This is a genomic window from Halorubrum ezzemoulense DSM 17463 (genome assembly GCF_002114285.1).
Lineage (GTDB): Archaea > Halobacteriota > Halobacteria > Halobacteriales > Haloferacaceae > Halorubrum > Halorubrum ezzemoulense.
In genome coordinates this window covers 1-7,593 of record NZ_NEDJ01000102.1, presented here as the reverse complement: position 1 = coordinate 7,593, position 7,593 = coordinate 1, and the positions used below count along the sequence as shown (strand labels likewise).

Here is a 7,593-nt window from a genome sequence, read left to right as displayed (position 1 = left end):
GTATTATAGAGATATTTGAAGTATTAATGATTTGTATTAAATTGGCATGACCGCTGAACGCCGAGAAATCGCTCGTTCTGCTCCGATCGACAACGGCTGAGAACCGGCGCGGTCGCGGGATCCACCGAGGACCGCGTTTTTTCACCGCGCGGCGCGGAAGGGACGGTGCCATGGCCGACATCGAAGCGGCGATCCGGGAGGCGTTCGAGCACACGGAGTACGACCTCGGAAACGTCGCGGTCAACCGCCGACAGGTCCGCGTACCGGTGATTCAGGAGGGCGCCGATCCCGACGCGCTCCGGGCGGTGATCGAGGAGGCGCTCGGGGCAGACGCGCTCGCGACCGTGACCGTCACGACGGAACGTATCGCCGGCGAGGACACCGTCGGCACCGTCGTCTCGTTCCGCCATCGGGACTGAGCCGACTGAGGGGCGATTCAAGGGCCAAACGGGGGATTCGGCTCGGACACTTCCGACCGCGACGCGGTACGGTTAACAGGGCGGTACCCGTACACACGGATCACACGATGAGGGCCGAGGACGGACACGACGGCGCACAGTACCTCGCCGGCTCGCCCGTTCGGGTCGCAATACTCCGGGCGCTGCGCGACGACCCGCGGCGCCCGGCGGAGTTGACCGACGCGGTCGACGCGACCCGAACGACGGTCCAACGGATCCTCGGCGGGTTCCGCGAGCGGGACTGGGTGGTGAAACGCGACGCCGCCTACCGGGTGACGCCGACCGGCGAGCGCGTCCACGACGCCTACGAGACGCTCCTGACGGAGGTCGAACGCGGCGAGCGGTACGGCGGGTTCGCCGAGACCCTCGAACGGGCCGGCGTCGACTTCCCGCCGGAAGGGATCCCCGACAGCGACATCACCGTCGCGTCCGAGAAGAACCCCCTCGCGGTCGTCGACCGGCTGACGGAGCTCCTCCACGAGAACCACGGCGGCGAGATCCGGGCCGTCTCCCCGGTCGTCATCCGGCAGTTCAACGACGCGGCGGCCGCGGCGCTCGACGACGGCGCGAACGTGGAGCTGATCATCGACCGCGACGCGGCCGACACGTCGGTCGCGGAGTTCGAACCCGCGACCGACCGCGCGCTGGACGACAACGCCGCGGAGGTGTACGTCAGCGCCGAGCCGATCGAGTACGGGCTCTTCCGCTGCGGTGACGTGGCCTGCGTGGCCGCGTACGACGAGCAGAACAACCCGCGATGCGTCATCGAGTCGACCGACGACGCAGTCGTGGACTGGGTCGACGACGCGTTCGCGTCGCTGCGAGCCGACGCGACGCGGCTCTCGACGGTCGTCGAGCGCGCCTGAGAAGAGACGCGGAGGTCGCTACGCGTCGTCGCCGTCCTCGGCCGCGTCGTCGGCGTCGTCGTCCGGGTCGAAGTTCGCGGGAACGACCGTCGGGTGGTCGATGCCGACGGAGGGCGTGGTGGCGCTCATGACTCTATCAGATGCTAGGCGGACGACACCCTAAAGATTACCCATAGGCATAACGCATCCGTGTGCGGACGTCGGATGCGCTACGGTTATACAGCGTTACGCGATCTGTTCGTCGTACAGGTCCTGCGCGTGCTCGATGGCGTCCTTCGCGGCCTGTTTGTCCTCCCAGCCGAGCGTTTCGACCTCCTTGCCGGCCTCGAGGTTCTTGTAGGTCGCGAAGAACTCGTCTATCTCGTCGAGGGTCTGCTGAGGGATGTCGTCGAGGTCCTCGATGTGGTCGAATCGGGGGTCCTCGGTCGGCACCGCGATCACCTTGTCGTCCTGCTCGCCGTCGTCGTCCATCTTCATCAGCGCGACGGGGCGGGCCTCAACGACGCAGCCGGGGAACGTCTGGTCCTCGACGAGCACCATCACGTCGAAGGGGTCCTCGTCGTCGTAGTACGACTGCGGGATGAAGCCGTAATCGTACGGGTAGTGGACGTTCGAGTGGAGCACCCGGTCTAAGACGACGCCGGGAATGTCCTTGTCGTACTCGTACTTGTTCCGCTCGCCTTTGAGGCACTCGACGACGGCGTAGATCTCGTCCGGCGCGTTCGGTCCCGTCTCGAGATCTTCCCAGAGGTTGGCCATGTGCCCGATGATGGGTGGATGTCGGGCAAAGTCCTTTCGGGATCGTACGGGCGCACGCCGTCCGAAGCCGTCCGGAGTCGTCATCGGCGGATCGGGCATCACCGGCCCGGAGCGGGCCGAGCGCCGGATTTGGGGGTTTCGATCGGACGCCGAACACCAATTCTGGCTGACGGATCGTCGGCGTACCAGCGGACGCGGAATCGATCGGTCGAACGTCCCGAGCCGCCGGATCGAACACGCATCCGCCGAGAGAGCGCGCCTACCGACGCACTCGGATAAATCCGGGAAGTGACGCATCGCAATGATAGTGACTGTTGAGAAGGATTATAAGTTCGAGCGCCCTCACTACTACCATGTCAGAGGCACAATCAGTCCCTGATGAGTCGACAGCCGCGAGCGATCTCACCGCGTTCCAGCAGAACATCCTCAGTATCCTGGCCGAAGAGCCCATGTACGGTCTCGCCATCAAGCGGGAGCTCGAGGCGTACTACGGCTCCGAAGTGAACCACGGTCGCCTGTACCCCAACCTCGACGATCTCGTCGACCACGGGCTCGTCGAGAAGAGCGAACTCGACAAGCGGACGAACCAGTACGAGCTCACCGACGCGGGCCACGACGTCGTCCTCGACCAGATCGAGTGGGTACTTGACCGCTTCGTCACCGACGAGGAACGCGCAGACGAGGTCCGGGCGCTGCTTGAGTAACGAGATCCGGACGCGACGCCGGCGCGGCGAGCGGCACCGAACACCGAACGAACATTTTGGCACACGGCGCGGCGAAAGCCGCGTTCTCTTTCCGCTGAGTCGCCGCTACGTCGAATGGTCGTCTCCGCGACCGCCGGCCTCGTCGCCGCCGTCAGCGCCGTCGGGATCGGCGGCGCCCGCGTCCGCGGCGGGACCGTCGACCCCGGCCGCGACCGACTCGATCACCGACAGCGACTCGTCGACCGCGGCGAGCTGCTCGTCGGTCGGCCAGCCGTTGCGGACCAGATACTCCTCTCGGAACTCGGTACGCATCGCCGGCGTGGCGTCGTCGACGGGGCGGACGTAGTGGTTGCTCATGAACGCCGCGAACGTCTCGGCGGTCCGGGCGTGGACGTCCGCCTCCCGCTCGGCGACGGCCTCGGCGACCGCCTCGTTGTACGCGGCCACCTCGCGGTAGCGGTCGGCGTCGCCGGGGCTGGACAGCGACACTTCGACGGCGCGCTCGGTGTCCTCAACGCGGTCGAGCTGGACGGTCCCGTCGTCCATCCACTCGTCGGGGTACAACACGAGCGCGTCGTCCTCGTCGCGGACGCGCGCGGTGTAGCCGTACTCGGCAGCGAGGGCGTCGCGCCGCTCCCGGTACTGGTCGGCCGCCTGCTCGATCTCCGGCGTCGGCTCCGCGGACTCGGCCTCGCGGGCGAGCCGCGTGAGCCGCTCCGCCTCGTCGACCGCCTCGACCGGGACGTCCGGGACGCGCTCGTCGTCGGGTTCGGGCGTTTCCGCGGTCGCGGAGTCGTCCGCCCCCTCGCCCGCCGCCGCGTCCATCATCTCCCGCGCGCGCTCCTTCGCCCACTCCGGCGGTTCGTCGTCAGTTCGCGTCATCGAGTGCCTCGTTCGCCAGATCGTCGGCGCGTTCGTTTATCTCCCGCGGTACGTGCGCGATCGACCACCGGTCGAACCGCTCCAACAGCTCCCGGGCCCGGACGCGACGCTCGCGGAGTTCCGGGTCGTTGGTGTTCCACTCGCCGCGGACCTGCCTGACGATCAGCTCCGAGTCGCCGCGGACGTCGATCGCGTCGAAGCCGTACTCGTCGGCCGCCTCCAGCGCACGGACCAGCGCGGCGTACTCGGCCTGGTTGTTCGTCGCGCGGCCGATCGGCTCGCCGCCCTCGGCGACGACCCCGTCGGACGTGACCAGACACCAGCCGACCGCGGCCGGACCGGGGTTGCCGCGGGAGGCGCCGTCGAAGTAGACGTGCGCGCGCCCGCCGCCGTCGCGCAGCAGGGCGGTCAGGCGGGTGGGGTCGCTCCCCTGGACGACGACCTTGTCGTCGTACGCGACCGCGACGGCCCCGTCGCGGTCGGCGCGCCACCGCTCGTGTGGCGTGTTGCCCTCGTCGATCCGAACGCCCGCGTCGGCGAGGCGCTCGCGCGCGGCGGCCGGGTCGCAGTCGATCGTCGGCATTCGGCCGGACTCCGCGCTCGCCGGACAAAGGGCTGTCCGTCCGCCGCCGGAAAAAAGCCCGAACGGATGAGGCGCAGCCGACACGGGCGGTGCGTCCCTCGATCACGACGCGATGACCGCGTCGAACGTCGAGTCGAACCTGCTGGCGTCGCTCGACGCCGTTCGAGAGCGGTGCGGCACCGTCGTCGTCACCTGTTGCTACCGGTGCGCGACCGGGTCCGAGTTCGGCGGCGAGTGGCGCGGCGTGCCGGTCGGGCCGCTCCTCGACGGGGCGCCGCCGGACACGACCCACCTCCGCGTCGAGTCCGCGGACGGGTACCGCGCGCACGTCGCGGTGCGAGAGGCGCTCGACGCCGTCGTCGCGACGGAGCGCCTCGACGGCCCGGCGGACGGCCTCCCGCGGCTCGTCGGCCCGGGATTCGACAGTTCGCAGGCCGTCAGGGACCTCGCGGCGCTCGCGCCGGTCGCGCTCCCGCCCGACGCCGACCCCGTTCCGGGGACCGTGGGCGGAGACGGGTCGGAGCCGGGCGGCGAGTGAAACGCGAGGGCATAGACCGGGTACCGACGCATGAGTCCCGCGACGCGAGACGCTGGCGCGACGGACGGGTCCGCGGCTGGAGAGTCGCGGGCGGCCAACGACGCGCGGGGAACCGACCGCCCCCTCCCGACCGTCGTCGGCGTCGCGGGCCCGCGCGGGTCGGGGAAGACGTCGCTGATCGAGCGACTCGTCGACGCGTTCGCCGCGGTCCGCGAGGCGGTCGACGCGGTCGATCCGCCGGAGTCGCTTGACCGACTGGACGGGCCGGGGGGCGAACCCGCGGCGTCCGGGGGGTGTTCCGACGAATCCGCGTCCGACTGGACGTCGCACGAAGGTGTGGTAACGACCCGCACGGTAACGAACTTTTAAGTTAAACGGATTGGATAGCATATAAATGCGATGACACGGCCCACCCGGCAACGGGATCACGACCGGCAGCGCGTGGGGGACGAGGACGCCGAGGAAGACGAGATCGACGTCGAGGCGATCGAAGACATCGACGAACTGGACCCCGAGGACTTCGATCCGGAGGATCTCACCCGGACGGCCGACGGGGAGCTGATACACGAGGAGACGGGGATGATCATCGAAGACGAGCAGATCGATCCCGGCCCGGAGTGGCGCGCGTTCAACCACTCGGAGCGGCAGGAGAAGTCGCGCGTCGGCGCCCCAACGACGAAGACGATGCACGACAAGGGGCTGACGACGACGATCGACTGGAAGGACAAGGACGCGTACGGGCGCTCTATCTCGTCGAAGAAGCGCTCGCAGATGCACCGACTGCGAAAGTGGCAGGAGCGAATTCGAACCAAGGACGCGGGCGAGCGCAACCTCCAGTTCGCGCTCTCGGAGATCGACCGCATGGCGAGCGCGCTCGGCGTCCCGCGCTCGGTGCGGGAGGTCGCCTCGGTCATCTATCGGCGCGCGCTCAACGAGGACCTCATCCGCGGCCGCTCCATCGAGGGCGTCTCCACCGCCGCCCTCTACGCCGCCTGCCGCAAGGAGGGCATCCCCCGGAGCTTGGAGGAGATTTCTGAGGTGTCTCGTGTCGACCGAAAGGAGATCGGCCGGACGTACCGCTACATCTCCCAGGAGCTCGGGCTGGAGATGCGGCCGGTCGACCCGAAGAAGTACGTCCCGCGGTTCTCCTCGGAGCTGGAGCTGAGCGAGGAGGTCCAGTCGAAGGCGAACGAGATCATCGAGACGACCGCCGAGCAGGGGCTGCTCTCCGGAAAGTCCCCCACCGGCTACGCCGCCGCCGCCATCTACGCCGCGTCGCTGCTCTGTAACGAGAAGAAGACCCAGCGCGAGGTCGCCGACGTGGCGCAGGTCACCGAGGTCACCATCCGGAATCGGTACCAAGAGCAGATCGAGGCGATGGGGATCCACAGCTAACGGCCCCGCGGAAGCGGCACGGTTTTTCTCCTCGACGTTCAATCGCGAGACATGCTGGTCTGCGGAACCCACCGCGGACTGTATCGGCTCGACGGACCGCACGACGACCCGACGCGGACGGCCGAGTGCCGCCGCGTCCACGAGGTCGCACCGAGCGGCGACGCGCGGCTCGCCGCGACCGCGGACGGGCTGTTCCGGTCGCCGGACGGCGAAGACTGGCGACCGCTCGACGGCCCGGACGACCCCGTCTCCGTGCTCGCCGGCCCCGAGACCGTGTTGGTCGGGACCGGCGACGCCGACGTGCTGCGCGCGCGACCGGCGACCGACGGGTGGCGCTTCGACCCGGTCGGCGACCTCGGCGCGCACCCGCACGGCGACCGCTGGCGGGACCGCGCGCCGAGCGGGGCGCCGAGCGTCAGGACGCTGGCCGTCCACCCGGACGACGGCGTCCTCGCGGGGTTAGAGCCCGGCGGCGTCTACGCGTTCGCTGGCGACTTCTGGCGGCGGTACGGGGAGGGCGTCCACGACGACGTCCACGACCTGCGCGTGCTCGGTGACGGGAGCGTGGTCGCCGCCACCGGGAACGGGCTCTATCGGACGGACGGCGGCGACCGGTGGTACCGGCTCGATACCGACTTCCGCGACTTCTGGGCGAACTACTTCCGGGAGTCGGTCGTCCACGACGGCCGCCTCTACGCCAGTGCGAACCGCTGGGGACCGGAGGCGCCCGCGGGCGTGACCCTCTCGGCGGCCGCGGGCGACCCCGCGTTCGACGCCGTCGCCGATCCGTTGCCCGCCGCCGATCCGGCGTTCGCGATCTCCTGGGCGGTCGTCGACGGGGCGCTCGTCGGCGGGACGATGCGGGTCGACGAGGACGGGTTCGCGCCCGAGGCGTCGGCCCCGCTGATCCGCCGAGAGGGCGACGAGTGGACCCTCGGAGCCGAACTCCCGGCCGGCGTCACGTCGCTTTCGACCTGACCGTCCCGCGCCGCGGGGCCGCGGCGGCGACACCGTCAAGTCCGACTCGCCCCTACGGTCGGCGAATGCGGCTCGACGAGTTCATCGAGTACGAGGCGAACGAGCGGGCCGAGCGGCGGCGCCTCGCGAGCGAGAAGGACTACGGCATCCTCGATCACCTCGACTCCTTCGAGCGGCGCTTCGACGAGCACGTCTCCGACGACGCCGTCGTCGGGAGCGTCTCGCCGTCGATCTTCGTCGGCCGCGCCGACTACCCGAACGTCTCGACCGGCCTGCTCTCGCCGGTCGGCCGCGAGGAGCGGGCCGAGGCGTTCGAGACCCCCCCCCCTGCCCCCTATACACATCCCCCCGCCCACCCGACTCGCCGCCCTCCCCTATGCCGCCCCCTGCTCGACCACACACCACACCCCCCCCCCCCCGCCCTCCTCCC

At 69.6% G+C, this 7,593-nt stretch carries 10 protein-coding genes and 1 pseudogene; 8 read left to right on the top strand and 3 right to left on the bottom strand.

Going from position 1 to position 7,593, the window contains the following annotated elements; all coding sequences use genetic code 11:
• Nucleotides 1-170: 170 nt before the first annotated feature.
• Entirely contained in the window at nucleotides 171-419 is a 249-nt protein-coding gene (locus B9H04_RS16790) for a hypothetical protein (protein WP_049931375.1), read from the top strand.
• 107 nt (nucleotides 420-526) lie between these two features.
• Complete coding sequence (locus tag B9H04_RS16785; protein ID WP_049931374.1) at nucleotides 527-1,324, top strand: helix-turn-helix transcriptional regulator; 798 nt, start codon at nucleotides 527-529, stop codon at nucleotides 1,322-1,324.
• 225 nt (nucleotides 1,325-1,549) lie between these two features.
• Here the strand turns inward: B9H04_RS16785 and B9H04_RS16780 are convergent, their stop codons facing one another.
• Nucleotides 1,550-2,083, bottom strand: coding sequence for an inorganic diphosphatase (locus B9H04_RS16780; protein ID WP_049931373.1), 534 nt, complete (start codon nucleotides 2,081-2,083; stop codon nucleotides 1,550-1,552).
• Between the two features lie 353 nt (nucleotides 2,084-2,436).
• On the opposite strand from B9H04_RS16780, the gene B9H04_RS16775 reads away from it, so the two are divergent.
• Entirely contained in the window at nucleotides 2,437-2,787 is a 351-nt protein-coding gene (locus B9H04_RS16775) for a PadR family transcriptional regulator (RefSeq protein ID WP_049931372.1), read from the top strand.
• A gap of 105 nt (nucleotides 2,788-2,892) precedes the next feature.
• Here the strand turns inward: B9H04_RS16775 and B9H04_RS16770 are convergent, their stop codons facing one another.
• Complete coding sequence (locus B9H04_RS16770; protein ID WP_049931371.1) at nucleotides 2,893-3,669, bottom strand: DUF7108 family protein; 777 nt, start codon at nucleotides 3,667-3,669, stop codon at nucleotides 2,893-2,895.
• Nucleotides 3,656-4,252, bottom strand: coding sequence for a ribonuclease HI (gene rnhA / locus B9H04_RS16765; protein WP_049931370.1), 597 nt, complete (start codon nucleotides 4,250-4,252; stop codon nucleotides 3,656-3,658). The genes B9H04_RS16770 and rnhA overlap by 14 nt, the downstream gene beginning before the upstream one ends.
• A 112-nt stretch (nucleotides 4,253-4,364) precedes the next feature.
• Between rnhA and B9H04_RS16760 the strand changes: the two genes are divergently transcribed.
• From B9H04_RS16760 to B9H04_RS16740, 5 genes and pseudogenes are all read left to right on the top strand, one after another.
• Entirely contained in the window at nucleotides 4,365-4,790 is a 426-nt protein-coding gene (locus B9H04_RS16760) for a molybdopterin-binding protein (RefSeq protein WP_049931369.1), read from the top strand.
• Nucleotides 4,791-4,820: 30 nt separating this feature from the next.
• Nucleotides 4,821-5,159, top strand: coding sequence for a hypothetical protein (locus tag B9H04_RS16755; RefSeq protein ID WP_049931368.1), 339 nt, complete (start codon nucleotides 4,821-4,823; stop codon nucleotides 5,157-5,159).
• A 30-nt stretch (nucleotides 5,160-5,189) separates the two neighbouring features.
• Nucleotides 5,190-6,185 carry a transcription initiation factor IIB gene (locus tag B9H04_RS16750; protein WP_049931367.1) on the top strand — a complete coding sequence of 332 codons (996 nt, stop codon included), beginning with the start codon at nucleotides 5,190-5,192 and terminating at the stop codon, nucleotides 6,183-6,185.
• 51 nt (nucleotides 6,186-6,236) lie between these two features.
• Nucleotides 6,237-7,163 carry a WD40/YVTN/BNR-like repeat-containing protein gene (locus B9H04_RS16745; RefSeq protein ID WP_085682877.1) on the top strand — a complete coding sequence of 309 codons (927 nt, stop codon included), beginning with the start codon at nucleotides 6,237-6,239 and terminating at the stop codon, nucleotides 7,161-7,163.
• Nucleotides 7,164-7,228: 65 nt separating this feature from the next.
• Nucleotides 7,229-7,593: pseudogene (locus B9H04_RS16740) on the top strand (hypothetical protein); the annotation flags it as partial.

Bases quoted from the DNA above. Each gene is read 5' to 3' on its own strand.
- B9H04_RS16780 (WP_049931373.1), bottom strand. From the start codon at position 2,083: ATGGCCAACCTCTGGGAAGATCTCGAGACGGGACCGAACGCGCCGGAC.
- B9H04_RS16745 (WP_085682877.1), top strand. From the start codon at position 6,237: ATGCTGGTCTGCGGAACCCACCGCGGACTGTATCGGCTCGACGGACCG.
- B9H04_RS16760 (WP_049931369.1), top strand. From the start codon at position 4,365: ATGACCGCGTCGAACGTCGAGTCGAACCTGCTGGCGTCGCTCGACGCC.
- rnhA (WP_049931370.1), bottom strand. From the start codon at position 4,252: ATGCCGACGATCGACTGCGACCCGGCCGCCGCGCGCGAGCGCCTCGCC.
- B9H04_RS16775 (WP_049931372.1), top strand. From the start codon at position 2,437: ATGTCAGAGGCACAATCAGTCCCTGATGAGTCGACAGCCGCGAGCGAT.
- B9H04_RS16755 (WP_049931368.1), top strand. From the start codon at position 4,821: ATGAGTCCCGCGACGCGAGACGCTGGCGCGACGGACGGGTCCGCGGCT.
- B9H04_RS16785 (WP_049931374.1), top strand. From the start codon at position 527: ATGAGGGCCGAGGACGGACACGACGGCGCACAGTACCTCGCCGGCTCG.
- B9H04_RS16750 (WP_049931367.1), top strand. From the start codon at position 5,190: ATGACACGGCCCACCCGGCAACGGGATCACGACCGGCAGCGCGTGGGG.
- B9H04_RS16770 (WP_049931371.1), bottom strand. From the start codon at position 3,669: ATGACGCGAACTGACGACGAACCGCCGGAGTGGGCGAAGGAGCGCGCG.
- B9H04_RS16790 (WP_049931375.1), top strand. From the start codon at position 171: ATGGCCGACATCGAAGCGGCGATCCGGGAGGCGTTCGAGCACACGGAG.